23 protein-coding genes are annotated in these 25,060 nt (G+C 55.9%); 13 read left to right on the plus strand and 10 right to left on the minus strand.

The features are described from left to right. Nucleotides 1-1,140 (minus strand): UDP-4-amino-4-deoxy-L-arabinose aminotransferase, encoded by a 1,140-nt coding sequence (gene arnB, locus AC2FAK_RS18515; protein WP_095455445.1) that lies wholly within the window; start codon nucleotides 1,138-1,140, stop codon nucleotides 1-3. 324 nt (nucleotides 1,141-1,464) lie between these two features. Next, nucleotides 1,465-1,971 (minus strand): phenolic acid decarboxylase, encoded by a 507-nt coding sequence (locus tag AC2FAK_RS18520; protein ID WP_095455444.1) that lies wholly within the window; start codon nucleotides 1,969-1,971, stop codon nucleotides 1,465-1,467. Between the two features lie 99 nt (nucleotides 1,972-2,070). On the opposite strand from AC2FAK_RS18520, the gene AC2FAK_RS18525 reads away from it, so the two are divergent. From AC2FAK_RS18525 to AC2FAK_RS18535, 3 genes are all read left to right on the plus strand, one after another. Further along, complete coding sequence (locus AC2FAK_RS18525) at nucleotides 2,071-2,952, plus strand: LysR family transcriptional regulator (protein ID WP_045294878.1); 882 nt, start codon at nucleotides 2,071-2,073, stop codon at nucleotides 2,950-2,952. A 32-nt stretch (nucleotides 2,953-2,984) separates the two neighbouring features. Continuing rightward, entirely contained in the window at nucleotides 2,985-3,779 is a 795-nt protein-coding gene (locus AC2FAK_RS18530; RefSeq protein WP_095455443.1) for an SDR family NAD(P)-dependent oxidoreductase, read from the plus strand. 106 nt (nucleotides 3,780-3,885) lie between these two features. Continuing rightward, nucleotides 3,886-4,548, plus strand: a complete 663-nt coding sequence (locus AC2FAK_RS18535; protein WP_013099181.1) for an HAD family hydrolase — start codon at nucleotides 3,886-3,888, stop codon at nucleotides 4,546-4,548. A 60-nt stretch (nucleotides 4,549-4,608) separates the two neighbouring features. Here the strand turns inward: AC2FAK_RS18535 and AC2FAK_RS18540 are convergent, their stop codons facing one another. Both AC2FAK_RS18540 and AC2FAK_RS18545 read right to left on the minus strand, forming a co-directional pair. Next, the gene (locus tag AC2FAK_RS18540; RefSeq protein ID WP_014833633.1) at nucleotides 4,609-5,634 is read right to left on the minus strand and encodes a TerC/Alx family metal homeostasis membrane protein; all 1,026 of its coding nucleotides are present in this window, start codon (nucleotides 5,632-5,634) and stop codon (nucleotides 4,609-4,611) included. Between the two features lie 105 nt (nucleotides 5,635-5,739). Next, nucleotides 5,740-6,939, minus strand: a complete 1,200-nt coding sequence (locus AC2FAK_RS18545; RefSeq protein WP_095455483.1) for a BaiN/RdsA family NAD(P)/FAD-dependent oxidoreductase — start codon at nucleotides 6,937-6,939, stop codon at nucleotides 5,740-5,742. 228 nt (nucleotides 6,940-7,167) lie between these two features. Between AC2FAK_RS18545 and pitA the strand changes: the two genes are divergently transcribed. After that, nucleotides 7,168-8,667, plus strand: a complete 1,500-nt coding sequence (gene pitA, locus AC2FAK_RS18550; protein WP_013099193.1) for an inorganic phosphate transporter PitA — start codon at nucleotides 7,168-7,170, stop codon at nucleotides 8,665-8,667. 54 nt (nucleotides 8,668-8,721) lie between these two features. Here the strand turns inward: pitA and uspB are convergent, their stop codons facing one another. Further along, complete coding sequence (uspB, locus tag AC2FAK_RS18555) at nucleotides 8,722-9,057, minus strand: universal stress protein UspB (protein WP_003861224.1); 336 nt, start codon at nucleotides 9,055-9,057, stop codon at nucleotides 8,722-8,724. Nucleotides 9,058-9,339: 282 nt separating this feature from the next. On the opposite strand from uspB, the gene uspA reads away from it, so the two are divergent. Continuing rightward, nucleotides 9,340-9,777: a universal stress protein UspA gene (uspA, locus tag AC2FAK_RS18560; protein ID WP_003861223.1), complete on the plus strand. Its 438-nt coding sequence runs from the start codon at nucleotides 9,340-9,342 to the stop codon at nucleotides 9,775-9,777. Between the two features lie 91 nt (nucleotides 9,778-9,868). Here the strand turns inward: uspA and rsmJ are convergent, their stop codons facing one another. Together rsmJ and prlC are read right to left on the minus strand one after the other, a co-directional pair. After that, nucleotides 9,869-10,621, minus strand: coding sequence for a 16S rRNA (guanine(1516)-N(2))-methyltransferase RsmJ (gene rsmJ / locus AC2FAK_RS18565; RefSeq protein ID WP_032644932.1), 753 nt, complete (start codon nucleotides 10,619-10,621; stop codon nucleotides 9,869-9,871). Between the two features lie 7 nt (nucleotides 10,622-10,628). Then, complete coding sequence (prlC, locus tag AC2FAK_RS18570) at nucleotides 10,629-12,671, minus strand: oligopeptidase A (RefSeq protein ID WP_013099196.1); 2,043 nt, start codon at nucleotides 12,669-12,671, stop codon at nucleotides 10,629-10,631. 213 nt (nucleotides 12,672-12,884) lie between these two features. Here prlC and AC2FAK_RS18575 point away from each other — a divergent pair, with 213 nt between their 5' ends. The 3 genes from AC2FAK_RS18575 (at nucleotide 12,885) to AC2FAK_RS18585 (ending at nucleotide 16,984) form a co-directional block, all read left to right on the plus strand. Continuing rightward, nucleotides 12,885-13,727, plus strand: a complete 843-nt coding sequence (locus tag AC2FAK_RS18575) for a 23S rRNA (adenine(2030)-N(6))-methyltransferase RlmJ (RefSeq protein WP_029883697.1) — start codon at nucleotides 12,885-12,887, stop codon at nucleotides 13,725-13,727. Between the two features lie 71 nt (nucleotides 13,728-13,798). Then, a complete protein-coding gene (gene gorA, locus AC2FAK_RS18580; protein WP_020687710.1) occupies nucleotides 13,799-15,151 on the plus strand; it encodes a glutathione-disulfide reductase in 1,353 nt (450 codons plus the stop codon). Nucleotides 15,152-15,334: 183 nt separating this feature from the next. Then, entirely contained in the window at nucleotides 15,335-16,984 is a 1,650-nt protein-coding gene (locus AC2FAK_RS18585) for an alpha,alpha-trehalase (protein ID WP_013099199.1), read from the plus strand. Nucleotides 16,985-17,042: 58 nt separating this feature from the next. Here AC2FAK_RS18585 and AC2FAK_RS18590 read toward each other — a convergent pair whose 3' ends face one another. After that, a complete protein-coding gene (locus tag AC2FAK_RS18590) occupies nucleotides 17,043-18,632 on the minus strand; it encodes an STY4199 family HEPN domain-containing protein (protein ID WP_013099200.1) in 1,590 nt (529 codons plus the stop codon). A gap of 148 nt (nucleotides 18,633-18,780) precedes the next feature. Here AC2FAK_RS18590 and AC2FAK_RS18595 point away from each other — a divergent pair, with 148 nt between their 5' ends. Both AC2FAK_RS18595 and AC2FAK_RS18600 read left to right on the plus strand, forming a co-directional pair. Beyond that, nucleotides 18,781-19,320, plus strand: coding sequence for a GNAT family N-acetyltransferase (locus AC2FAK_RS18595; protein ID WP_095455442.1), 540 nt, complete (start codon nucleotides 18,781-18,783; stop codon nucleotides 19,318-19,320). A 71-nt stretch (nucleotides 19,321-19,391) separates the two neighbouring features. Next, entirely contained in the window at nucleotides 19,392-19,718 is a 327-nt protein-coding gene (locus AC2FAK_RS18600; protein WP_013099202.1) for a lysozyme, read from the plus strand. Here the strand turns inward: AC2FAK_RS18600 and AC2FAK_RS18605 are convergent. Next, nucleotides 19,697-20,299 carry a helix-turn-helix transcriptional regulator gene (locus tag AC2FAK_RS18605; RefSeq protein ID WP_095455441.1) on the minus strand — a complete coding sequence of 201 codons (603 nt, stop codon included), beginning with the start codon at nucleotides 20,297-20,299 and terminating at the stop codon, nucleotides 19,697-19,699. The two genes, AC2FAK_RS18600 and AC2FAK_RS18605, sit on opposite strands and share 22 nt — an antisense overlap. 173 nt (nucleotides 20,300-20,472) lie before the next feature. Further along, on the minus strand, nucleotides 20,473-21,231 hold the full coding sequence (locus AC2FAK_RS18610) for an SDR family NAD(P)-dependent oxidoreductase (protein ID WP_013099204.1): 759 nt from the start codon (nucleotides 21,229-21,231) through the stop codon (nucleotides 20,473-20,475). A gap of 119 nt (nucleotides 21,232-21,350) precedes the next feature. Between AC2FAK_RS18610 and AC2FAK_RS18615 the strand changes: the two genes are divergently transcribed. From AC2FAK_RS18615 to AC2FAK_RS18625, 3 genes are all read left to right on the plus strand, one after another. Next, entirely contained in the window at nucleotides 21,351-22,250 is a 900-nt protein-coding gene (locus tag AC2FAK_RS18615) for a LysR family transcriptional regulator (protein WP_020686106.1), read from the plus strand. 50 nt (nucleotides 22,251-22,300) lie between these two features. Beyond that, nucleotides 22,301-23,326 (plus strand): inner membrane protein YhjD, encoded by a 1,026-nt coding sequence (yhjD, locus tag AC2FAK_RS18620; RefSeq protein ID WP_095455440.1) that lies wholly within the window; start codon nucleotides 22,301-22,303, stop codon nucleotides 23,324-23,326. Nucleotides 23,327-23,589: 263 nt separating this feature from the next. Then, nucleotides 23,590-24,912, plus strand: a complete 1,323-nt coding sequence (locus tag AC2FAK_RS18625) for an MFS transporter (protein WP_013099207.1) — start codon at nucleotides 23,590-23,592, stop codon at nucleotides 24,910-24,912. The last annotated feature ends 148 nt before the right edge of the window (nucleotides 24,913-25,060 follow it).

Consider the following 25,060-nt stretch of genomic DNA (forward strand, 5'->3'; position numbering starts at 1 on the left):
TCAATGTCCTGCAAGCTGATGGAGCGCGGTAATGACGCGGGTTGTGTCGTCATGAGTCATGTCCGGGAAAAGTGGGAGAGAACAAATACGCGCGCTGTTCCATTCAGAATGCGGGAGCGATACATCAGGAAAACGCTCGCGGTAGTATTTTTGGGTGTGTGCCGCGCGGAAATGCAGGCCAGTGCCGATGCCCTTCTCCTTCAGGGCCGCCATCAGGTTATCGCGGGAGATCCCGCAGCGGGCTTCATCCACGCGAATAATAAACAGGTGCCAGGCGTGCACATGCGGCCATGATGGAATAGTGAGCGGCTGGAACGGCGTGTCGGCCAGCTCGCGCAGGTAGCGTTCGGCGATGTCCTGACGGCGTTTATTGGCCTGTTTCAGTTTGCCCAACTGCACCAGCGCCAGCGCGGCGTTGATATCCGCGAGGTTGTATTTAAAGCCGGGCGCGATCACTTCGGCCTGCGGCGCGCGGCCGTGGGTCTGGCGGTCATAGGCATCGACGCCCAGACCGTGGAATTTCAGGCTGCGGATTTTTTGTGCCAGCTGTTCGTCATCCGTCACCACCAGACCGCCCTCGGCGCAGGTCATGTTTTTAATGGCGTGGAAGGAGAAAATTGCCGTGCCCTGCCAGCCCACGTGACGGTCTTTGTAGTACGTGCCCGCGGCGTGTGCCGCATCTTCGATCACCGGAATACCGTGACGTTCCCCCACCGCGCGGATAGCATCGATATCACACGGCGCACCGGCGTAGTGCACCGGGATAATCGCTTTGGTACGCGGCGTAATCGCGGCGTCTACCGCGTCCGGGGTGACCATCAGGGTATCTTTGTCCACATCGATCATCACCGGGTTTGCCCCCAGCAGAACGATCATATTCAGCGTGGAGACCCAGGTCAGGGAGGGGGTGATGACGTCATCGCCAGGGCCAATACCCAGCGCCATCAGGGTGACGTGCATCCCGGCCGTTGCCGAACTGACGGCAATGGCGTGGTGATTCCCGGTCAGTTGACAAAATGCCTCTTCAAGCGCCTGATTTTTCGGCCCGGTCGTGATCCAGCCAGAGGTTAATACCTCCTGCAACGCCGTTATTTCCTCATTGCCCATGGACGGGCGGGAAAAAGGCAAAAAAACGCTCATCATTAATTTCCTTGCAATAAGAATGGCACGCTTTTGATATTAACCAATTACCGATTCGTTTATTTCAACGGTTCATAAACTCATATCAAGGTAACGCGCATTTCTTAGGGAAAAATTAAGATGCGTATTTAAAGTGTTAAGGAGTGTATTTGATTACCTTTATAAACAAGAGGTTACATAATTATGAATTTTTTATTTTGTGATGAAATTCAATTTTTGCAAAATGTAACGTTTAAACCAACCCTCAACAAACAAAAAAAATCCCGGTTATTTCTGTAAAAGCAGAAACAACCGGGAACTTTTCTTTTTAGTTAATTGTCGCGCTTATTTTAAATTATTCGGGAAGTCTTTTGGCAATTCACTGGCAGCACACGCAATTACGCTGTCATCGTTGGCTCCGCAGTCGCGCACAAAGGTAATAGTGGCAAATTCATCAATCACTTCTGTTGGATAGGCCGGACCTGCATCGCGATAGCTGTTCATCAGTGGAATGTGATCGTTCTGGAAGCAGACGGTTTTTTCCGGGTTGTTCATGACCCAACGCGGGAAGAAGATAGTGCCATGGAACAGTTTGTCCCCAAGGTTCACTATCAGGCTAACGTCGGTGCCGGTGGGTTCAGTCCAGGAAATTTTATAAATACTCTCACCTACGCGAACAACATACACCTGCTGATCTTTTACCCAACGATTCCCCACCAGGCCGCTGTGAATACGGTAGTCGATGGTATTTTCATTTTTGATATAAATCTCGTAGTTCCAGCCATTATCGTAGGTATAAACCAGATGTTTGCCGATGAAGCCGCTTAAGTCGTGTTTGTCGAAGGTGCTCATATAATGTCTCCTTTGTTTTGATGAGACGATCCTACCCCTTCAAAAAATGAATGAATAACGCTATGTTTGAATCAAATTCATCCAAATTTTAGATTGATTATGCACAAGACGACGCTCGAACAATGGTCCTTGCTGGAGAAGGTGGTGGATGCGGGCAGTTTTGCCAGAGCCGCGGAAGAGACGCACCGCAGCCAGTCTTCCGTCAGCTATAACCTGGCACTACTGCAGGAACGGCTGGGGGTGGCGCTTCTGGTGCAGGAAGGCCGTCGGGCGGTGTTGACCCCTGCCGGGGAACTGCTGCTCAACCAGGTCAAACCGCTGCTGAAAGCCTTCGCGTACGTTGAGACACGCGCGCTTACCCTGCGTAACGGAATGCGCACACGGCTGGATCTGGTGGTGGACAATATCTTTCCCCGCCGTCGTCTGTTCGCCATCCTGCGTCAGTTCCAGCAGCAGTATCCGCAGACTCAGGTCCGTCTCACCGAAGTGCTGGAAAATACCCGCGCCGATGCCATCAATGATGAAGCCGATGTGATGGTCTTAACCCGCCGCCAGGATATGACCGGGCTTGGCGAATGGCTGATGAATATCGACTTTGTTGCCGTGGCCCATCACCAGCATCCGCTCTTTCAGCTCGACGCGCCGCTGAACGACGACATGCTCCGCCCGTGGCCGCTGATTAAAATTGCGGACAACCAGACCGCGGCGCACTCCGCCAGTGGCTCGTGGACCTTTTCCACCATTGACGCGGCCATTGAGGCGGTGATGTCGCAGGTGGGTTACGGCTGGCTGCCGGAGGAGCGCATTCAGACTCAGCTGGAACAAGGGGTACTGAAGATGCTGCCGCTCAGCCATGGCGTGCGGCGAGCCACGCCGCTGCACCTGATTGTGAAGCGCTCGCTTAGCCCGCTGGACGAACAGGTTGAGACGCTATTGCGCCTTTTTAGCCAGGAGCCGTCATCGTCACCTGCTACGCTTTAAGGTCCGAACGTTAAAACGATAAGGAGCAGATGATGAAAATCGATTTTACGGGGAAAGTGGCGCTGGTCACCGCCTCAACGGGTGGAATTGGCTTTGCCATTGCCAGAGGGCTGGCAGAAAGCGGTGCGGAAGTGATCGTCAATGGCCGCAGTACCGAGTCGGTGAATAAAGGTATTCAGCAGCTGCAGCAGGTGGTGCCGGGCGTGCAGGTGCGTGCCGCGATAGCCGATCTCAGCACGCCGGAAGGGGTCGAGTCGCTGCTGAAGGTGGCGAATAACGTGGACATTCTGGTCAACAATGCCGGGATTTACGGGCCGCAGGATTTCTATACCACCGACGATGACACCTGGGAACGTTACTGGCAGACCAACGTGATGTCCGGCGTGCGTCTCTCCCGCGCGCTGCTTCCCGGCATGGTGAAGAAAGGCTGGGGCCGCGTGGTATTTATCTCCTCCGAGTCGGCCTGCAATATCCCGGCGGACATGATCCACTACGGCGTGACCAAAACGGCACAGCTCTCGCTGGCACGCGGGCTGGCGAAGTTCGTGGCGGGTAGCGGCGTGACGGTCAACAGCGTATTGCCGGGGCCGACGATGTCTGACGGATTCGCAGAGATGATGAAAGACGAGATCGAGAAGACCGGTAAGTCGCTGGAACAGCTGGCAAAAGAGTTTGTGATGGCCAACCGCCCCAGCTCGGTGATCCAGCGAGCGGCTACGGTTGAAGAGGTCGCCAATATGGTGGTCTATGTCTGCTCAGCGCAGGCCTCCGCCACGTCTGGCGCGGCGTTGCGCGTCGACGGTGGCGTGGTGGATGACATTATCTGAGTGGCTCAGGCCGCAAGAATGAGAAAAAAAGCGTGAGGTTTAAGGACTGTGGCGCCAAAGCAGGTAAACTAACGAGCAGAATGTGTATTTCAGCTAAGACGTATTTATGACCAATATGATTGCCGACGAGACCGTGGCCAAATCTAACGTGCTCTCTGTCTTCGACTTTGATGGAACGTTAACACACCACGATAGCTTCATCCCTTTCCTGCGTTTTGCCTTCGGGAAACGTTACTTCGCGGGACGACTGGTGCGTATGGCATTGCCGACGCTCCACTGCGTACGCCGCAAGCTAACGCGTGATGAGCTAAAAGAGGTGCTGATCAAAACGTTCCTGACGGGGGTGGATGAACACTGGTTACGTCAGCAGGCGGAAGCGTTTTGCGAAAAATACTGGAACAAGCTGATGCGCCCCGAGGGGGTGCTGGCGGTGGCGGCGGAGGTGAACTCTGGCGCGGAAGTGACCATCTGTTCCGCCTCTCCGGCACTGGTGCTCCAGCCGTGGGCTGACAAGCTTGGCATCAAGCTGATTGGCACACAACTGGAAGTGAAAGACGGTAAGCTGACCGGGCGCATTACCGGCAACAACTGCCGCTGCGCCCAGAAAGTCGCCAGGCTGGAAAAGGTGTATGGCAATCTGAACGAGTACCACCTGCGCGCCTGGGGGGATACCCGTGGCGACCACGAACTGCTGGCCGCAGCGCAGGATCCACACTGGCGGCACTTCCATCCACCGCGCAAGCGCCGCAACTCACCGATTAAGGGTTAGGTGCGGTCTGGTGCCCTCACCCCGGCCCTCTCCCACAGGGAGAGGGAGAAGAGCGTTGCATCAGGCCTCACGTTTCCCAGGGAACATCACGCTCGCAATAATCCCCAACGCCAGCACGCCTAATACCACGAACAGACTGGTCGTCGCGCCAATGCTGTAGCCGTGATGCCAGAAGTGATCTGTTGCATTCAACCCGAGCTTGAACGCCACGAAGAACAGCAGCAGGACCACCGCCTTCTCCAGGTGAACCAGATACTGCTTCAGCGCTTCCAGTACGAAATAGAGCGTACGCAGGCCGAGGATGGCAAACATCATGGCGCTGTAGATAATCAGCGGCTCGCGGCTGACGGCGATAATGGCCGGTACGGAGTCAAACGCGAACATCACATCAGACAGCTCCACGACCGCCACGCATAGTAATAATGGCGTCGCGTAACGTTTCGCTTTTTTGACGCGCCCAACCATTACGTCCTGGTTTTCTGGTTTTTCCAGTTCCGCATCCACCTCTTTCTGGGTCAGAATAAAGGCGTGGCTGCTGATTTTCGGCCAGACAGGATAGAAGCGTTTCACCAGCCGATAGGCCAGGTGTCCGGAGTAATCTTCAACCTCGTCGCTCTCTTCGTTACGCCTGAGCATCATTACCGCCGTCCAGCCAACGACCAGCGCGAAAATAACCTCCACGTACGGCCCCAGACTCAGCAGGCTGGTCCCAATGGCCACGAAGATACCGCGGAAGACAATCGCCCCCAGCACACCCCAGTAGAGTACGCGGTGACGGTACTTATCCGGCACGCCGAACCAGGCAAAAATCGCCATCATCACAAACAGGTTATCGACCGAGAGCACCTCTTCCAGCGCGTAGCCGGTGAGGAACAGGCTCGCCATCTCAGCACCGTGGTGAACATACAGGAACCCGGCAAACGCCATCGCCATCGAGAACCAGAAAACGGACCACATCGCGGCACTTTTCAGCGAGACAGGCTTATCGTGACGGTGCATGAAGAGGTCGATAAACATCGCCCCGACAGCCATCACCACAAAGACAACAACGGTTTCCGTCGGGAAACCGAGATGAGCAGCAGACATACACAACCCTTTTGTAGAGGCAAAACACAAAAACCATGCAGACTGGCATATGCCAGCAGAGAAAAAGAGTGGTGCCCTGGGAACATCACTCTGAAAAGTAAAAGTTTAAACGTTCTTTTCGGCCAGCGCCTGCGCACACGCCCAGGCACTGGCCCACGCCCACTGGAAGTTATACCCGCCGAGCCAGCCGGTCACATCCATCACTTCACCGATGAAGTAGAGGCCCGGCACGTTGCGCGCTTCCATCGTGCGCGAGGAGAGCTCATTCGTGTCGACACCGCCCAGCGTGACCTCCGCCGTGCGGTAGCCTTCGGTGCCGTTGGGCTGCACGCGCCAGTTTGTCAGGGTCTCTACCAGCGTCTCCTGCTCGCGGCTGTTAAGCTGCTTAAGGGAAACATCCGGGATCTGCCCTAACCCCTGCAAACACTCCACCAGACGCTTCGGCAACTGCATCGCGAGGGTATTTTTCAGGCTCTGATTCGGGTGCGACGCACGCTGTTCATTGAGGAACGCATCCAGATCGCACTCCGGCAGCAGGTTAACCGTGACGAACTCGCCCGGCTGCCAGTAGCTGGAGATTTGCAGCACCGCCGGGCCGGAGAGGCCGCGGTGGGTAAAGAGGAGGTTTTCGCGGAACACCGTTCCGTCTTCGGCGGTAATAACGGAAGGAACAGAAACGCCAGACAACGTCTGAAGCTGTTCCAGAAGCGGTTTGTGCAGAGTAAAAGGAACCAGTCCCGCACGCGTTGGCAGCACCTTCAGGCCAAACTGCTCGGCAATTTTGTAGCCAAACGGCGAGGCGCCCAGCCCCGGCATCGACAGACCGCCGCTGGCAATGACCAGGTTATCGGCGCTGACGCTTTCGCCGTTGAGCTGCAGCGTATAGCCCTGCTCGTCGCGGGATACGTCCAGCACCTCCGTACGCAGGCGCATTACCACGCCGCCCTTCTCGCACTCGGCCACCAGCATATCGACAATCTGCTGCGCGGAGTCGTCGCAGAACAGCTGTCCCAGCGTCTTCTCATGCCACGCGATACCGTGCTTACCCACAAGATCGATAAAATCCCACTGGGTATAACGCGCCAGCGCAGATTTACAAAAATGGCGGTTCTGGCTCAGATAGGCCGCAGGTTCGACATACAGGTTCGTAAAGTTGCAGCGCCCGCCGCCAGACATCAGGATCTTGCGCCCAGGCTTTTTACCATTATCCAGCAGCAGCACGCGACGACCCGCCTGTCCGGCCATCGCCGCACAAAACATACCCGCCGCACCGGCGCCAATTACCACGGCATCAAACCTTTCCACGTCAAAACCCTCTTTGTTCACTGCCGCGGATTGTAAAGTTTCCTCTGTGGTCACACCAGCGTAAAAAGATATTACAAAGCCATTTCATTGAAATCTAAAGAATATCCTTTCAGGCACTTTTCCCAAATCAGGTGGTATGTCAAAAAAAGTCTATATTTCACTTTGCCCGCCGCGCATTTGTCCTGGATAATGCGCCGCGTTCATGTCCTCAAAATGGCGTAACGTCCTATGCTACATTTGTTTGCCGGCCTGGATTTACATACCGGGCTTTTATTATTGCTTGCTCTGGTTTTTGTACTGTTTTACGAAGCGATCAACGGCTTCCACGACACTGCAAACGCAGTAGCAACGGTTATCTACACTCGCGCAATGCGATCGCAACTGGCGGTCGTTATGGCGGCGGTATTTAACTTTTTTGGTGTCCTTCTGGGCGGACTGAGCGTTGCGTATGCCATTGTGCATATGCTGCCAACGGATCTGCTGCTTAACGTAAGTTCTGGCCATGGCCTCGCTATGGTGTTCTCAATGCTGCTTGCTGCAATTATCTGGAACCTTGGTACCTGGTATTTCGGCCTGCCTGCATCCAGTTCTCACACCCTCATCGGCGCCATTATCGGTATCGGGTTAACCAACGCCCTGATGACCGGTACCTCGGTTGTTGATGCGCTTAACCTGCCTAAAGTACTGGGTATTTTCGGTTCTCTGATCATCTCCCCTATCGTCGGTCTGGTGGTTGCGGGTGGATTGATTTTCATCCTGCGTCGCTACTGGAGCAACACGAAAAAACGTGCGCGTATCCACTTGACGCCAGCAGAGCGTGAGAAGAAAGACGGCAAGAAAAAGCCACCATTCTGGACGCGTATCGCCCTGATCATTTCCGCCATCGGCGTGGCCTTCTCTCACGGCGCGAACGACGGACAGAAAGGCATCGGTCTGGTGATGCTGGTTCTGATTGGCGTTGCACCGGCGGGCTTCGTGGTTAACATGAATGCCTCCGGTTATGAAATCACCCGTACCCGTGATGCGGTCAATAACGTTGAAACCTATTTCCAGCAGCACCCTGAACTGCTGAAAAAAGCGACCGGCGTTGACCAGCTGATCCCGTCGCCTGAAGCGGGTGCGACCACCGCGCCGGGCGAGTTCCACTGCCACCCGGCAAACGCGATTAACGCGCTGGAACGTGCGAAAGGCATGCTGGGCGATATCGAAAGCTACGACAAACTGGCCGTTGAGCAACGTGGTCAACTGCGTCGCATTATGCTCTGCATCTCTGACGTTACCGACAAAGTCGCGAAGCTGCCAGACGTAAATGCTGACGACAAGCGTCTGCTGAAGAAACTGAAAAGCGATATGCTCAACACCATTGAGTACGCGCCAATCTGGATCATCATGGCTGTCGCGCTGGCACTGGGTATCGGTACGATGATTGGCTGGCGTCGTGTGGCAACCACCATCGGCGAGAAGATCGGTAAGAAAGGCATGACCTATGCGCAGGGCATGTCCGCGCAGATGACGGCGGCGGTCTCTATCGGTCTGGCAAGCTACACCGGTATGCCGGTCTCCACCACCCACGTACTCTCTTCGTCCGTGGCAGGTACCATGATTGTTGATGGCGGCGGTCTGCAACGCAAAACCGTGACCAACATTCTGATGGCCTGGGTGTTTACGCTTCCGGCGTCTATCCTGCTCTCGGGTGGGTTGTACTGGATTGCGCTGAAGCTGATTTAATTGGCTGAAGGCGACAAAAAAGCGGGTCAGGAAACTGACCCGCTTTTTTTATGCTCAGTGCCAAATCATTAAGGCAATCATACTGACGACGACCAGGCCACACAGGGCGCTGGTCAAAATGAACTGGCGACGCAGGCGCTCGCAGCGGCGGATAAACTCTTCATCGTGATGATCCCGGTAGCGCTGGTAGTAGATATACCCGACCAGGCGCATCTGTTTGCTGGGCTGTCCATGCGAGGTGAAGAACCCTCCACCGTCCACATACTGATAAAGCAACGGATCGCAACCACGAAGTACCACTAACAGCGCACGTAACGATGAGAAGTAGCGCGCCATATTCACTATGCAAACTACGCATAACGCCCAAAACAATGCGACGGTGCTAATCATACATCCTCCCCGGCGTCCGCCCACGAAGCAAGGCTTCTGAGCTACCGCACCCCAATGCCCTGACAGACAGTTCAGTGAAAGAATGACCAAAAGTCGATCCGGTTCGCGTTTTAATATCCGAACGGTTCATTAAATAGTGTAGGAGATCCGTTAATTTTTTTGCCACAAGGTTAATCGTTATCAACACCAAAGCTTGAAAAATATGTTTAACTGGGCCGTAATGAAAGCATCAGACGACGGCTTTCTGTTTAGTCATCGATAACTTAAGGAAGGAGTAACACTATGGCTTACAAACACATTCTCATCGCGGTAGACCTCTCCCCGGAGAGCAAAGTGCTGGTTGATAAAGCAGTATCCATGGCACGCCCTTACAACGCGAAAGTTTCGCTGATTCACGTTGATGTGAATTACTCCGACCTTTACACCGGTCTGATCGACGTGAATCTCGGCGATATGCAAAAACGCATCTCCGAAGAGACACACCACGCCCTGAGCGAGCTGTCCACCAACGCGGGTTACCCGATCACTGAAACCTTAAGCGGTAGCGGCGATCTGGGCCAGGTGCTGGTCGATGCGATTAAGAAATACGATATGGACCTGGTGGTTTGCGGTCATCACCAGGACTTCTGGAGCAAGCTGATGTCCTCAGCGCGTCAGCTGATCAATACCGTTCACGTGGATATGCTGATTGTTCCGCTGCGTGACGAAGAAGACGAGTAAGTGCAAAAAAGCCCGGTGGCGCTAACGCTTACCGGGCCTACAAATGGCACTGAACGTAGGCCGGGTAAGGCGAAGCCGCCACCCGGCTTTTTTATTCCGGCGTCCCCGAATAAATATCAAACCGGTGCCCTTTGGTGGTCACCGCGTTGGTCGTCGCAACGTCCGCCAGCGGCGGCGCGTAGTCCGGGCGCTTCACCACCACCCGCTTCGTTGCAAGCTGACGGGCAGGCTCAAGCAGGCCGTCCGCATCCAGATCCGGCCCCACCAGCGACTGAAACACCCGCATCTCTTTTTTCACCAGCGCGCTTTTCTGCTTATGCGGGAACATCGGATCGAGATAGACCACCTGCGGGCGCGGGGTGATATCGGTCAACGCCGTCAGGCTGGAGGCGTGGATCAGCTGTAAACGTTCCTGCAACCAGGGGCCGATTTCCGGGTCCGCATAGCCACGAGTCAGGCCGTCATCCAGCAACGCGGCCACCACCGGGTTGCGCTCCAGCATCCGCACGCGGCAGCCGACAGACGCCAGCACAAACGCATCGCGCCCCAGCCCCGCCGTGGCATCCACCACATCCGGAAGATAGCTCCCTTTGATGCCGACGGCTTTGGCAACAGCCTCACCGCGGCCGCCGCCAAACTTGCGCCGGTGCGCCATCGCGCCCCCGACAAAATCGACAAAAATCCCGCCGAGTTTCGGTTCGTCGCGTTTACGTAATTCGAGATGCTCTGGCGTCATCACCAGCGCCATCAGGTTTTCTTCATCGTGCTCCAGCCCCCAGCGGGCGGCCAGAACAGATAAGGCGCCGTCTCCGGCGCCTGTTTCATCCACTAAGCAGATCTTCACGTAGCAATCAGCCTTTGATCCCGTAATGCTCAAGCATCGCATCCAGCTGCGGCTCGCGGCCACGGAAGCGTTTGAACAGCTCCATCGGCTCTTCTGAGCCGCCGCGGGTCAGGATGTTATCGAGGAACGACTGACCGGTTTCACGGTTAAAAATCCCCTCTTCTTCAAAGCGAGAGAAAGCATCCGCCGCCAGGACATCGGCCCACAGGTAGCTGTAATAACCTGCCGCATAGCCGCCCGCGAAGATGTGGCTGAACGCGTGCGGGAAGCGACCCCAGGTTGGCCCTGGAATAACCGCGACCTGCTTTTTAATCTCAGCCAGGGTTTCGAGGATTTTTGCCCCCTGCTCCGGGCTAAACTCGGCGTGCAGGCGGAAGTCGAACAGGCCGAACTCCAGCTGGCGCAGAATAAACATTGCCGCCTGGTAGTTCTTGGCTGCCAGCATTTTATCCAGCAGTTCTTTCGGCAGCGGTTCACCGGTCTCGTAGTGGCCGGAGATAAACGCCAGCGCGTCCGGCTCCCAGCACCAGTTTTCCATAAACTGGCTCGGCAGCTCGACCGCATCCCACGGCACACCGCTAATACCGGCCACTCCTGCGGTTTCAATGCGGGTCAGCATATGGTGCAGACCGTGACCGAACTCATGGAACAGGGTGATCACTTCGTCGTGGGTGAACAGCGCCGGCTTGCCGTTGACCGGGCGGTTGAAGTTACAGGTCAGGTAAGCGACCGGCTTCTGCAGGGAACCGTCGGCTTTACGCATCTGGCCAACGCAGTCATCCATCCACGCCCCGCCGCGCTTGTTCTCACGCGCGTAGAGATCGAGGTAGAAGCTGCCGCGCAGTTCGTTTTTCTCGTCATACAACTCGAAGAAGCGCACGTCCGGATGCCAGACGTCGATATCGGTACGCTCTTTAGCGGTGATGCCGTAGATGCGTTTCACCACTTCGAACAGGCCGTTAACGGCTTTGTTTTCCGGGAAGTACGGGCGCAGCTGCTCGTCGCTGATGCTGTAGAGGTGCTGCTTCTGTTTTTCGCTGTAATACGCGATGTCCCACGGCTGCAGCTCATCCACGCCAAACTCCGCTTTGGCGAAGGCGCGCAGCTGGGCCAGCTCTTTTTCACCCTGAGGACGGGCGCGTTTCGCCAGATCGGTCAGGAAATCGAGCACCTGCTGCGGGTTCTCGGCCATTTTGGTGGCGAGGGATTTGTCCGCGTAGCTGTCAAAGCCCAGCAGCTGTGCCAGCTCGTGACGCAGGGCGAGGATTTCCGCCATCACCGGGCTGTTATCCCACTTACCGGCATTCGGCCCCTGATCGGAGGCGCGGGTGCTGTAGGCGCGGTACATCTCTTCACGCAATGCCTGGTTGTCGCAGTAGGTCATCACCGGCAGATAGCTTGGGATATCCAGCGTTAACAGGAAACCTTCCTGCTCTTTCGCTTCGGCCTGGGCTTTTGCCGCCGCCAGTGCGCTTTCCGGCATACCCGCCAGCTCTGCTTCGTCGGTAATCAGCTTCGTCCAGCCCATGGTGGCGTCGAGCACGTTGTTGCTGTACTGGTTACCCAGCTCAGACAGGCGCGCCGCGATTTCGCCGTAGCGAACCTGCTTCTCTTTTGGCAGGCCAATCCCGGAAAGCTCGAAATCACGCAGGGCGTTATCGACGGATTTTTTCTGTGCGGTGTTCAGTTCGGCATAGTGGTCGCCGTCGCGCAGATCGCGATACGCCTTGTAGAGCCCTTCGTGCTGGCCGACCCAGGTGCTGTACTCGGAGAGCAGCGGCAGGGTTTGTTCGTAGGCTTCACGCAGCTCCGGGCTGTTTTTTACCGAGTTAAGGTGGCTTACCGGGGAGAAGATACGCCCCAGCACGTCATCCACTTCGGCCAGCGGCTGACACAGATTTTCCCAGGTGTACGGCCCGCCCTGCGCGACCACGCTTTCTACCGCCGCGCGGCAGTTGTCCAGCGCTTGCGTAACGGCTGGAACCACATGCTCAGGGAGGATTTTAGAAAACGGTGGCAACGAAAAAGGCGTCAGTAATGGATTGGTCATAAACGCTGTCCTGTTGAATTTGATGAATGAAGCGCGCATCCGGCGCTGTGCATATGGTTCAGTAATGGGGTTAAGTGTAGAGGATTTCAATGCCGGGCGTTGCGCTTTCGCGGCCGTGGAAACTTTTCTGTATACTGTGGCGATACGCTCTATTTTTGCCCGCTGGCGCTACGCTTATCGGGCCTACGTTGACTACCCGGAACACATTCATCCATGCTCAGTTATCGCCACAGCTTTCACGCAGGCAACCACGCCGACGTCCTCAAACACACCGTTCAGAGCCTGATCATCGAATCACTCAAAGAGAAAGAGAAGCCGTTTCTTTATCTGGACACCCACGCGGGCGCGGGTCGCTATCAGCTGAGCGGTGAACACGCCGAGCGTACCGGTGAATATCTCGAGGGGATCGCCCGTATCTGGCAGCAGGACGATCTGCCTGCCGAACTGGAACCGTACATTGGAGTGGTGAATCATTTCAACCGCAACGGCCAGCTGCGCTACTACCCGGGCTCGCCATTGATTGCCCGTCAGCTGCTGCGTGAGCAGGACAGCCTGCAGTTGACCGAGCTGCACCCAAGCGATTTCCCGTTGCTGCGTTCTGAGTTTCAGAAAGACAGCCGCGCCCGCGTGGACAAAGCCGATGGCTACCTGCAGCTCAAAGCCAAACTGCCGCCGGTCTCCCGTCGCGGCCTGGTGCTGATCGACCCGCCCTACGAAATCAAAACTGACTATCAGGCGGTGGTCACCGGCATTAACGAAGGTTACAAACGTTTTGCGACCGGCACCTACGCCCTGTGGTACCCGGTGGTTCTGCGCGCGCAGATCAAGCGCATGATCAAAGATCTGGAAGCGACCGGCATCCGCAAAATCTTGCAGATTGAGCTGGCCGTCCGTCCGGACAGCGACCAGCGCGGCATGACCGCCTCCGGCATGATTGTCATTAACCCGCCATGGAAGCTCGAAGCGCAGATGAACAACGTTCTGCCATGGCTGCATAAAACGCTGGTACCTGCCGGGACAGGTCACGCCACCGTCAGCTGGATTGTGCCAGAGTAATCGCAGCCATCGGTGGAAACTATTGATTTCAGGTATACAATCGCGGCAATTCACGATTAAGGATAAAAGCTATGACTAAGCATTATGACTACATCGCAATCGGCGGCGGGAGCGGCGGCATCGCCTCCATCAACCGTGCGGCCATGTATGGCCAGAAGTGTGCGCTGATTGAAGCCAAAGCGCTGGGCGGCACCTGCGTCAACGTGGGTTGTGTACCGAAAAAGGTGATGTGGCATGCGGCGCAAATCCGTGAAGCCATCCATATGTATGGCCCGGACTACGGCTTTGACACCACCATCAACCACTTCGACTGGGAGAAGCTGATCGCCAGCCGTACGGCCTACATCGACCGCATTCACACCTCGTACGATAACGTGCTGGGTAAGAACAACGTAGATGTGATCCACGGCTTCGCCCGCTTTGTGGACGCGAAAACGATCGAAGTGAACGGGGAGACGATCACTGCCGATCATATCCTGATCGCTACCGGCGGCCGTCCGAGCCACCCGAACATCCCGGGTGCCGAATACGGCATCGACTCCGACGGTTTCTTCGAGCTGCCAGCTCTGCCAGAGCGCGTTGCGGTGGTGGGCGCGGGTTATATCGCGGTCGAGCTGGCCGGTGTGATTAACGGTCTGGGCGCTGAAGCGCACCTGTTCGTGCGTAAACATGCGCCGCTGCGCAGCTTTGATCCGCTGATCGTCGACACCTTAGTAGAAGTGATGAACACCGAAGGTCCAACCCTGCATACCAACGCCGTGCCAAAAGCGGTGATTAAAAATGCAGACGGCAGCCTGACCCTGGAGCTAGAAGATGGTCGCAGCCAGACCGTCGACTGCCTGATTTGGGCGATTGGCCGTGAACCGGCGAATGACAACTTCAACCTGGCCGTAACCGGCGTGAAAACCGATGAAAAAGGCTATATCGTCGTCGATAAATTCCAGAACACCAGCGTGCCGGGCATTTACGCGGTGGGCGATAACACCGGTGCCGTTGAACTGACCCCGGTGGCCGTTGCGGCGGGGCGTCGCCTTTCCGAGCGTCTGTTCAACAACAAGCCGGACGAGCACCTGGATTACAGCAACATCCCGACCGTGGTCTTCAGCCACCCGCCTATCGGCACCGTCGGTTTAACCGAGCCGCAGGCGCGCGAGCAGTATGGCGACGATCAGGTGAAAGTGTATAAATCTGCGTTTACCGCAATGTATACCGCCGTCACCTCGCACCGTCAGCCGTGCCGCATGAAGCTGGTCTGCGTGGGTCCGGAAGAGAAGATTGTCGGTATCCACGGCATTGGCTTTGGCATGGACGAGATCCTGCAGGGCTTTGCGGTGGCGCTGAAGATGGGCGCGACGAAGAAAGACTTCGATAACACCGTGGCGATCCACCCAACCGCGGCCGAAGAGTTTGTGACCATGCGCTAGTCCTGATGCCCCTCCACTGAGGGGCATTCTTTTTTACATTCACAAATCGTTGCAAAACGAATGCTCCGAAAAGAGTGATCTACCGCACATATTCCTCCCCATCTACCGAAGCGAATGTCTACGCTTATAAGACGCCCGGATAAACCTGTCTTCAAGAACACCTAACCGGAGGTCCTTATCATTATGTTCAACCAGAAACTACAGGCTAACGAGAACATCGCGTTCGAGATCGCAGAAGAGCTGCGCTACGAGACCGATCCCTGCGAGTTGAAACTGGATGAGATGATTGAGGCGGAGCCGGAGCCAGAAATGATCGAGGGGCTACCCGCCTCCGATGCCCTGACCCCCGCTGACCGTTACCTTGAGCTGTTCGAACATGTGCAGTCAACAAGGCTGTTTGCGGATAGCAAAACCTTTCCCGACTGCGCGCCGAAGATGGATCCGCTGGATATTTTGATCCGCTATCGTAAGGTGCGACGCCACCGGGATTTCGACCTGCGCCAGTTCGTGGAGAATCACTTCTGGCTGCCCGAGACCTATAGCACGGAGTATGTGTCCGACCCGGGGCTGTCGCTTAAAGAGCATATCGACAGCCTGTGGCCCGTGCTGACGCGCGAGCCGCAGGACCATATCCCCTGGTCTTCCCTGCTGGCCCTGCCGCAGGCCTATATCGTCCCCGGCGGACGATTCAGTGAGACCTACTACTGGGATTCCTACTTCTCGATGCTGGGGCTGGCCGAGAGCGGCCGTAACGATCTGCTGAAGTGTATGGCGGATAACTTCGCGTGGCTGATCGAGCGTTACGGCCATATCCCGAACGGCAACCGAACCTACTACCTCAGCCGCTCCCAGCCGCCGGTCTTTGCCCTGATGGTGGAGCTGTTTGAAGAGGACGGGGTGCGCGGTGCGAAGCGCTACCTTGAGCACCTCAAAATGGAGCACGCCTTCTGGATGGACGGCGCAGAGTCGCTGCTGCTGAATCAGGCCTATCGCAGCGCGGTGCGTATGCCGGATGGCTCATTGCTGAACCGCTACTGGGATGACCGTGACACCCCGCGCGACGAATCGTGGATTGAGGACGTGGAGACGGCCCGCCATTCCGGTCGACCACCCAATGAGGTGTATCGCGATCTGCGTGCAGGGGCGGCCTCCGGCTGGGATTACTCCTCCCGCTGGCTGCGCGAACCGGGCCGACTGGCCAGCATTCGCACCACGCAGTTTATCCCTATCGACCTGAACGCCTTCCTGTTCAAGCTGGAAAGCGCTATCGCCAATATCTCGGCGTCGAAAGGAGATAAGGAGACGGCTGACCTGTTCCGCCAGAAAGCCAGCGATCGCCGGGCGGCGGTGAACCGCTACCTGTGGGATGAAGAGAATGGCTGCTACCGCGATTACGACTGGCGTCGGGAAAATATGGCGCTGTTCTCTGCGGCGAGCATTGTGCCGCTGTATGTCGGAATGGCGACCCATGAGCAGGCAGAACGCTTGTCTGATGCGGTTAAATCACGTCTGCTCACCCCGGGCGGTATCCTGGCGACTGAGTACGAAACCGGCGAGCAGTGGGATAAACCCAATGGCTGGGCACCGCTGCAGTGGATGGCCATTCAGGGCTTCAAGCAGTACGGCAACGACTCGCTGGGCGATGAGATCGCCTGGAGCTGGCTGCATACGGTGAATCATTTTTATAAGACTCACCATAAGCTGATTGAGAAGTATCACATCGCCAGCAGTACCCCACGCGAAGGGGGCGGCGGTGAGTATCCATTGCAGGATGGCTTTGGCTGGACGAATGGCGTGGTACGGCGGTTGATTGGGTTGTATGGAGAGCCTTGAGTGGGGTGCGGTCTGGTGCCCTCACCCCGCCCTCTCCCACCGGGAGAGGGCGTTACGATCAGCGGATCACCTCATAAATGGCAGACTGAATAGCCTGCCATTTTTTCGTGCTGGCATTCGGCTGTGACTCGGCGCGGCGCGTCGCCATATCCAAATCGTGCTGCTGGCGTTTCACCACGGCCGGGACGGTACAAAACGCTTTCAGGTACTGTTTACGCAGGGATGTCAGCGATTCGCCATTCGCCATGGCATGGGTGAGCGTATTGATAAACCGGCGGCACGGCTTCTCTTCCACCATGTGCTGTCGGTAGCGCAACATCAGCTCCAGCACGTCGTCATGGTTGGATGACATCGCCTCTTCCGTCCATGAGAGCTTCCAGTCCATTCCACCCTGCAAAAAGAGCTGCGCAATGCGGGTGTCGTTGCGGTTGATGGCCGAGCGGAAATTATTCTCGTCCCAGGTGATGCCCATGCGCGTCAGCGTCTCACGCGAGGAGGGCGTTTCCCGCATCTCCTGCGGCGCAGGCGTTTCGGTGGCGGCCACCGCGGTCTCTGCTGGCGCGCTGCTGGTCACCAGCCAGAATCCTCCCACAACAATCGCAATGACCATCACGCCCACTGCGCCCCATAACACGCCGGAGATGAGCTGCTCGCGTTGTTCTGGCGTGCGCGGGGCGCGCTGGGTCGGTTTTTCGATGGTGTCACGTACTTCAAACAGATCCCCGCCGGTGACCCGATCCCTTTTCTGTGCTTTTTCCCAGAAAGCGTGCAGTTCGCTGGCATCCACCGCCATTATCCCGGCCGGGTTGACGCGGGTTCGCCCCTCTTCAAACGCACGCTGAACGGGCCGGGTGATTTGGGTGTAGTAGTTGTCGAGTAGCTGGATTTGCGCCGAGGTTAACGCTTTCTGAACGGTAAGGTTGTTGCGGATCTGGCGGATGTCATCAAGGAAGGTTTGCAGCGTTTTGCGCGGCTCCACCAGCAGCGTCAGCATGGACGGATCGCTGAACAGCGACGCGTAGTAGCGGCTGTACTCTTTTTTATCCACCAGCATCTGGGCCAGCTCGCTGAACATCATGCCGCTTAGCACATCGTTGATGTCGCCAAGCTTCAGCCAGCGCCGCACGCGGTCAGCGTTAAACAGGGTCTTCAGGTGGTTATTCAGACGGACCTGATCGGGCCACGCCTGCTGGATAAGCCCTTTAATCATCAGTTCAATTGCACGCACCTGCTTGTGCGCCTGCTGCTGTTCAAGATCGCTGCCCGGCGCCAGCTCGGTACTGTAGGTGAGAAGAGGCTGTTGCAGACGAAGATGTTCCAGCGCGGTGACAAACCGCATTGCCGCAATAAGCTGATTTTCACTGACATCCTGCCCGCTTTCATACTGCGGTACGCGCTGCTGCAACAGGCGCAGTTGCAGGGTAAATTCTGACATCTCGGCATCGTTCAGGTTGAGCTTCTTCGCCACGGCCCCCCATCCGCCCAGGCCTAAACGGGCGCTATCCAGCTGCTCCAGAAACCAGCGTGGATCTTTTCCCTCAGAAACATGTACATTCAGGAGAAGCAATATTTCCACAGAGGCCTGACGAATGACCGCCAGACAGTGTTCAAACTGTTCGCGGTTATGGTGTGATGTGCTGAGCGTCATTGTTTTCCTTAAAAGACCACGAAGACATCCAAAAGGGGCCCGGAACGGCCGTTTTTCTTTTTATTTATACGCGCTTAACCATACCTGACTTTCTGTTGAAATAAAGTGACAGTCCTAAAATCATTTATATTGTTTCAGGAGAATCTGAATGCCTCAGCTAACCACCTCGCGTCTTATCTGCTCGCCGTTACAGGAAGATGACTGGCCCTTTTTTCTGGCGCTACAGCAAGACCCGGATGTGATGCGCTTTGTCGCGCAGGATCGCACTGTGGCGGACATTCGTGAGGCCTTCGACTCCCGACTGACGCCATGGACGCCCGGCTGCATGCACTGGCTCTGCCTCGTGGTTCGCGATAACGCCAGCCAGACTCCGCTGGGGGTGACCGGCTACCAACACCACGAAGCGGATTGCGCCGAAGTCGGTTTCCTTTTCGCCCCCGCGGCCCAGGGAAAAGGCTACGGCTTTGAATCCCTGCAGGCACTCTGTGATTATGCCTTCCACCAGGGGGGGATCCGCCGCCTCACCGCCACCGTCACGGCAGGGAATATCGCCTCCCGGCGTCTGCTGGAAAAAGCCCGCTTCCGGCTGGAGGGTGAGCTGCGTGAGAGCTATTACATTGGCGGCCGCTGGCATAATGACTGGCTATTCGGTTTATTACAGCGCGACTATCTGGAAAATATCAGCTGAGCAACGGCCATTTGGCGGATATGTCTCGTGCCGTATTTCCTCTACAGTAGCGTCTGAAAGAGGAAAATACCATGTTGAAGCTATCTTCTGCTGCCGTTGAATTAATTAAAAAACAGCAAGGGCTGTCTCTGGAAAAATACCGTGATGAGCACGGTACTGAGGTTATTGGGTATGGTCACGTTATTCAGCAATGGGAGAAGTTCCATGGTCTTATTACCGTTGCTGAAGCAGAGCGCTTGTTAGATAACGATATTCAGATTTATGAGACGTTAATTCAGGAAAATATCGCCCAGCCATTAACGCAACACCAGCACGATGCGCTGGTGTTGTTAATGTTCAGTTTTAGTGACACACCGTGTCCGATAAACGCCATCGCTCAGGCGGTGAGCCGGGTATAGCACATTGCCGCCTGCGTGCGATTTTTTACATCCAGCCGCCGGAAAAGTGACTCCAGATGGGCCTTTACCGTTGCCGCACTGATATTGAGCGTGCGGCCAATCTCTTTATTCGACTCCCCGGCGGCCAGTAACTTGAGCACTTCACGCTGGCGCTCGCTTAAGGATAACAATGCCTGGTGTGACGCCTGCTGCGCAAGCCATTCGCTGGGAAAACAGACCATCCCCCGGGAGACCGAATCCAGCACTGCGGCAAACCGCTCGGGACTGGCATTGCGGGGAATAATCGCCTTCACGTTGCGCTGAAACATCTGTTCAGCCCATCGGGTCTCTTTTTTCGTCAGCACCATCACGACACGTATCGCAGGGAAACGCGTGATAATGTCTTTCAGAAAGCTGATGCCCTCATTCTGAATTAATGCGCCGTCAATCATGACGATAGCGGATGGTGACGCGGACAATTGCGCCCATAATTCATCTGCCTGACGAGTTCCTGTCATATTTATTTCAGGAATTAACGTCTGCAAACTGTTTATCGCTCCATGAATAAATATCGACTGCCTGTCAAACATGATTACTCGCATCGTTTTTCTCCCTCTGAGAATAGCGAGGGGGGATTGTATAGAGGCGTTATTTGAGAAAAAACTCAATGAACGGAGAGGTTACAAATTCATCGCCGTTCTTTATATCTGCCCGTATCTGGACACATCTCTTTTAAGGATTTCCTTAAGGGGTTCCGTCCCCTTAAGGAGGCGTATTACAGGAACATCCCACCAGACACTTCAATACGTTGCGCATTCATCCAGCCCAGTTTGTCGCTGAGCAGCGCGGCGATGGCATCACCAATATCATCCGGCAGGCCAACACGCCCCAGCGCGGTTTGCGACGCAAGCAACTGATTAAGCTGCGCGTCATCGCGTACGCGTCCGCCGCCAAAATCGGTCTCAATTGCCCCCGGCGCGATGATATTGACGGAGATCCCGCGTGCGCCCAGCTCTTTGGCCTGATAGCGGGTCAGTACTTCCATCGCCCCTTTCATGGCCGCATAGGTCGCGGAGCCTGGCTGTGTAAAACGTGCCAGCCCGCTGGAGACGTTGAGGATCCGTCCGCCATCTTTCAGCAACGGCAGCAGGCGCTGGGTCAGGAAAAACGGCCCTTTTAAATGTACATTCATTACCTCATCGAACTGCGCTTCTGTCGTCTCGGTATAGGGGGCGTATAAACCCGTTCCGGCATTGTTCAATAAATAATCAAAGGTATCACGCTGCCAGACGGTTCGGAGAGTTTCTTGCAACTGTTGAGCAAAATGTTCGAAACGGGTGATATCTCCGACGTTAAGCTGTAATGCCGCCGCGTTTACCCCTTTTCCCTGAATTTCTTGCACAACATCCAGCGCATCCTGCTGATTGTGATGATAAGTCAGGACAATACCTGTTCCCTCTGCTGCCAGCTTCAGGGCCGCGTTTTTACCCAAACCACGGCTACCACCGGTCACTAAAGCGATACGTTCAGTCATAAGAAACCTCATTTCGGTTGTCAGGGAGATTGAGAAAGAGCTTATTAGCTGATAGAAGATCAATAAAGATGTGACAGAACGCTTCACTGTTTCATTTACAACAACAATGAGCGCTACCGATGGATAAAATTAACGCAATGCAGTTGTTTGTTCGGGTCGCGGAGCTGGAGAGTTTTTCCCGCGCAGCGGAGACGTTGACCCTGCCAAGAGGCAGCGTGTCGCGGCAGATTCAGGCACTGGAAAACCGCCTGGGCACCCAGCTGCTGCATCGCACCACGCGCCGCGTCAGCCTCACGCAGGACGGCATGGTCTATTACGAACGGGCAAAAGATCTGCTGGCGAACCTTGATGAACTGGACGGTATGTTCCAGCACGATCCCTCCAGTATCAGCGGGCGGCTACGCGTCGATATGCCGGTGGGAGTTGCACGAAATTTAGTCATCCCCAAACTGCCTGCGTTTTTGCAGCAGTATCCGGGTATTGAACTGGAGCTCAGCAGCAGCGATCGTCTGGTGGATGTGATCCGCGAGGGGTTCGACTGCGTGGTGCGCGTCGGCACCCTGAAAGATTCCGGGCTTATCGCCCGCCCGCTGGGCAAGCTTACGGTTATCAACTGCGCCAGCCCGGATTATCTGACGCGGTTTGGTTATCCGGAAACGCTGGACGATTTGGCCTCACATGCGGTAATCCACTACGCCGCGATGCTGGGCACGCGCCCGCAGGGCTTTGAGTTTTATAACGGCAGTGCGACCCAGTGGGTTAAAACGGGCGGCGTCTTAACGGTCAACAGTACCGAGACGTACCATGCCGCCTGCATCGCCGGGCTGGGTATTATCCAGGTTCCCCGCGTGGGCGTTCGTGATTCTCTGCGCACGAAAAAGCTGATTGAAGTGCTGCCGCAATACCGGGCTGAACCCATGCCGGTTTCCCTGATTTACCCCCACCGCCGTAACCTTTCCCGCCGGGTACACCTGTTTATGGAGTGGCTTACGGAAATCACAAAAGCTTACGTGGATTAGTCGCAAGCTATAATTCAATGACATCCAGCTCAACGAAAAGGAAAAAACGCGTGACGCCGGAAAATAACCCGCAACGACCGACTCAACAATTAGATTACGATCCCATCAAGAAGATGGAGACCGGGCCCGAAGAGCCCAGCACACCCGGCAAAGCCAGCAAAGCGCTGGGGACGGTCACTACGCTGGCAGAGAGAGTTCAGCAGATCCCCGTGATTGCGCACCTGATACGCGCCGCGGAACGTTTCAACGACCGGATGGGGAATCAGTTTGGTGCAGCGATTACCTATTTTTCCTTTTTGTCGATGATCCCGATCCTGATGGTCTCGTTCGCGGCAGCCGGTTTTGTGCTCGCGTCTCATCCGACGCTGCTGCAGGATATTTTCAATAAGATCCTGGATAACGTCAGTGACCCGACCCTCGCCACCACGCTAAAAAGCACCATCAATACTGCCGTGCAGCAGCGCACCACGGTGGGTATTGTCGGTTTGCTGATTGCACTCTATTCCGGTGTGAACTGGATGGGTAACCTGCGCGAGGCCATTCGCGCCCAGTCGCGCGAGGTATGGGAGCGTAAGCCTCAGGATCAGGAGAAAATTTGGGTTAAGTATTTCCGCGATTTTGTTTCGCTGATTGGTCTGCTGGTGGCGCTGGTCGTCACGCTCTCCATCACCTCGGTCGCCGGTTCCGCGCAGCAGATGATTATCTCCGCGCTCTATCTTGATTACATCGACTGGCTCAAGCCTGCGTGGCGCGGCATCGGGCTGGCGATTTCCATTTTCGCCAACTACCTGCTGTTCTTCTGGATCTTCTGGCGCTTGCCGCGTCATCGTCCGCGCAAAAAAGCGCTGATCCGCGGAACACTGCTCGCGGCGATAGGCTTTGAGGTGATTAAAATCGTGATGACTTATACCCTGCCGTCACTGGTGAAATCCCCTTCTGGCGCCGCGTTTGGCTCCGTTCTGGGGCTGATGGCGTTCTTCTACTTCTTTGCCCGCCTGACGCTGTTCTGCGCGGCGTGGATTGCCACCGCCGAATACAAAGGCGACACGCGCATGCCGGGGAAAACACACCGCTAATTCCCCCTTTCGGGCTGAAAGTTTCAGCCCGATTCATCATTTCAGCATATATATCCAGTCCGTAACTTTTATTTAACTGAAAACCAGTTTTATCCACTGATATTTAAAATCTGTGAAGCATTTCATGGAAGTGTTTTAGCTGGTCTGAACATTATCCGCTTTTTGTTGCTTTTATCACCGGTTCGCGGCTTTGTTACAGATTGAAATGTCGCTTTTGCTGTGCGTAATATGGCCTTTCGTCCGACATAAAATAAGAAAATATTATGCAAGCAACCGCCACAACACTCGATTCCGGGAGCGAAAACGTTCCGGTCAACTCACGCAATAAAGTTGTCGTCGCCTCGCTGATTGGCACCGCCATCGAGTTCTTCGACTTTTACATTTATGCCACCGCAGCGGTCATCGTCTTCCCGCATATTTTCTTCCCGCAGGGCGACCCGACGGCGGCCACGCTACAGTCTCTGGCAACCTTTGCTATCGCCTTCGTCGCGCGTCCGATTGGCTCTGCGCTGTTTGGTCATTTTGGCGATCGCATCGGGCGTAAAGTGACGCTTGTGGCCTCGTTGCTGACGATGGGTATTTCTACCGTCGCCATCGGCCTGCTGCCCACCTACGAGACCATTGGCATTCTGGCACCGGTGCTGCTGGCGCTGGCGCGTTTTGGTCAGGGTCTGGGTCTGGGCGGTGAATGGGGCGGCGCGGCACTGCTGGCGACCGAGAACGCCCCGGCGCGTAAACGGGCGCTGTATGGCTCCTTCCCGCAGCTTGGCGCACCGATTGGCTTCTTCTTTGCGAACGGCACCTTCCTGCTGCTCTCCTGGTTGCTGACCGATGAACAGTTCATGAGCTGGGGCTGGCGTATTCCGTTCGTCTTCTCGGCCGTACTGGTGCTGATAGGTCTGTATGTTCGCGTTTCTCTGCACGAAACGCCGGTGTTCGCGAAAGTGGCGGCGGCAAAAAAACAGGTAAAAGTGCCGCTGGGCACGCTGCTGACCAAACATGTCCGCGTGACCGTGCTGGGCACCTTTATCATGCTGGCTACCTATACGCTGTTCTATATCATGACCGTCTACTCCATGACGTTCAGCACCGCTGCCGCGCCGGTTGGGCTGGGTCTGCCGCGTAACGAAGTGCTGTGGATGCTGATGATGGCGGTGATTGGGTTTGGCGTCATGGTGCCGATTGCCGGCCTGCTGGCGGATAAATTTGGCCGTCGCTCCAGCATGATCACCATCACGACGCTTATCATTCTGTTCGCTCTGTTTGTCTTCCCGCCGCTGTTAGGCTCGGGCAGCCCGGCGCTGGTGATGGCGTATCTGCTGATTGGTCTGAGCCTGATGGGATTAACCTTCGGCCCGATGGGCGCGCTGCTGCCGGAGCTGTTCCCGACGGAAGTGCGTTATACCGGCGCGTCGTTCTCCTATAACGTCTCGTCGATTCTGGGAGCGTCCGTTGCGCCGTATATCGCCACCTGGCTGCAGGCAAATTATGGCCTGTTCTACGTGGGCGTGTATCTGGCGGCCATGGCGGCACTGACGCTGATTGCGCTGCTGCTGACGCACGAGACTAAGCATCAGGCGCTTTAAGCTAATGCCGGGTGGCGCTGCGCTTACCCGGCCTACATTTGAATCGTAGATACTGTTATGCCACGCAAGCATTTTTCTCGTGCAGTGTGGCATCGAACGGGCGTCCTGATTTCAGGACGCCATACGCCACCTGCGCCAGCTTACGCAT

The sequence above is a fragment of the Enterobacter cloacae complex sp. 394F7 genome (assembly GCF_057320385.1).

Bases quoted from the DNA above. Each gene is read 5' to 3' on its own strand.
- arnB (WP_095455445.1), bottom strand. From the start codon at position 1,140: ATGAGCGTTTTTTTGCCTTTTTCCCGCCCGTCCATGGGCAATGAGGAA.
- AC2FAK_RS18520 (WP_095455444.1), bottom strand. From the start codon at position 1,971: ATGAGCACCTTCGACAAACACGACTTAAGCGGCTTCATCGGCAAACAT.
- AC2FAK_RS18525 (WP_045294878.1), top strand. From the start codon at position 2,071: ATGCACAAGACGACGCTCGAACAATGGTCCTTGCTGGAGAAGGTGGTG.
- AC2FAK_RS18530 (WP_095455443.1), top strand. From the start codon at position 2,985: ATGAAAATCGATTTTACGGGGAAAGTGGCGCTGGTCACCGCCTCAACG.
- AC2FAK_RS18535 (WP_013099181.1), top strand. From the start codon at position 3,886: ATGACCAATATGATTGCCGACGAGACCGTGGCCAAATCTAACGTGCTC.
- AC2FAK_RS18540 (WP_014833633.1), bottom strand. From the start codon at position 5,634: ATGTCTGCTGCTCATCTCGGTTTCCCGACGGAAACCGTTGTTGTCTTT.
- pitA (WP_013099193.1), top strand. From the start codon at position 7,168: ATGCTACATTTGTTTGCCGGCCTGGATTTACATACCGGGCTTTTATTA.
- uspB (WP_003861224.1), bottom strand. From the start codon at position 9,057: ATGATTAGCACCGTCGCATTGTTTTGGGCGTTATGCGTAGTTTGCATA.
- uspA (WP_003861223.1), top strand. From the start codon at position 9,340: ATGGCTTACAAACACATTCTCATCGCGGTAGACCTCTCCCCGGAGAGC.
- prlC (WP_013099196.1), bottom strand. From the start codon at position 12,671: ATGACCAATCCATTACTGACGCCTTTTTCGTTGCCACCGTTTTCTAAA.
- AC2FAK_RS18575 (WP_029883697.1), top strand. From the start codon at position 12,885: ATGCTCAGTTATCGCCACAGCTTTCACGCAGGCAACCACGCCGACGTC.
- gorA (WP_020687710.1), top strand. From the start codon at position 13,799: ATGACTAAGCATTATGACTACATCGCAATCGGCGGCGGGAGCGGCGGC.
- AC2FAK_RS18585 (WP_013099199.1), top strand. From the start codon at position 15,335: ATGTTCAACCAGAAACTACAGGCTAACGAGAACATCGCGTTCGAGATC.
- AC2FAK_RS18590 (WP_013099200.1), bottom strand. From the start codon at position 18,632: ATGACGCTCAGCACATCACACCATAACCGCGAACAGTTTGAACACTGT.
- AC2FAK_RS18595 (WP_095455442.1), top strand. From the start codon at position 18,781: ATGCCTCAGCTAACCACCTCGCGTCTTATCTGCTCGCCGTTACAGGAA.
- AC2FAK_RS18600 (WP_013099202.1), top strand. From the start codon at position 19,392: ATGTTGAAGCTATCTTCTGCTGCCGTTGAATTAATTAAAAAACAGCAA.
- AC2FAK_RS18605 (WP_095455441.1), bottom strand. From the start codon at position 20,299: ATGCGAGTAATCATGTTTGACAGGCAGTCGATATTTATTCATGGAGCG.
- AC2FAK_RS18610 (WP_013099204.1), bottom strand. From the start codon at position 21,231: ATGACTGAACGTATCGCTTTAGTGACCGGTGGTAGCCGTGGTTTGGGT.
- AC2FAK_RS18615 (WP_020686106.1), top strand. From the start codon at position 21,351: ATGGATAAAATTAACGCAATGCAGTTGTTTGTTCGGGTCGCGGAGCTG.
- AC2FAK_RS18625 (WP_013099207.1), top strand. From the start codon at position 23,590: ATGCAAGCAACCGCCACAACACTCGATTCCGGGAGCGAAAACGTTCCG.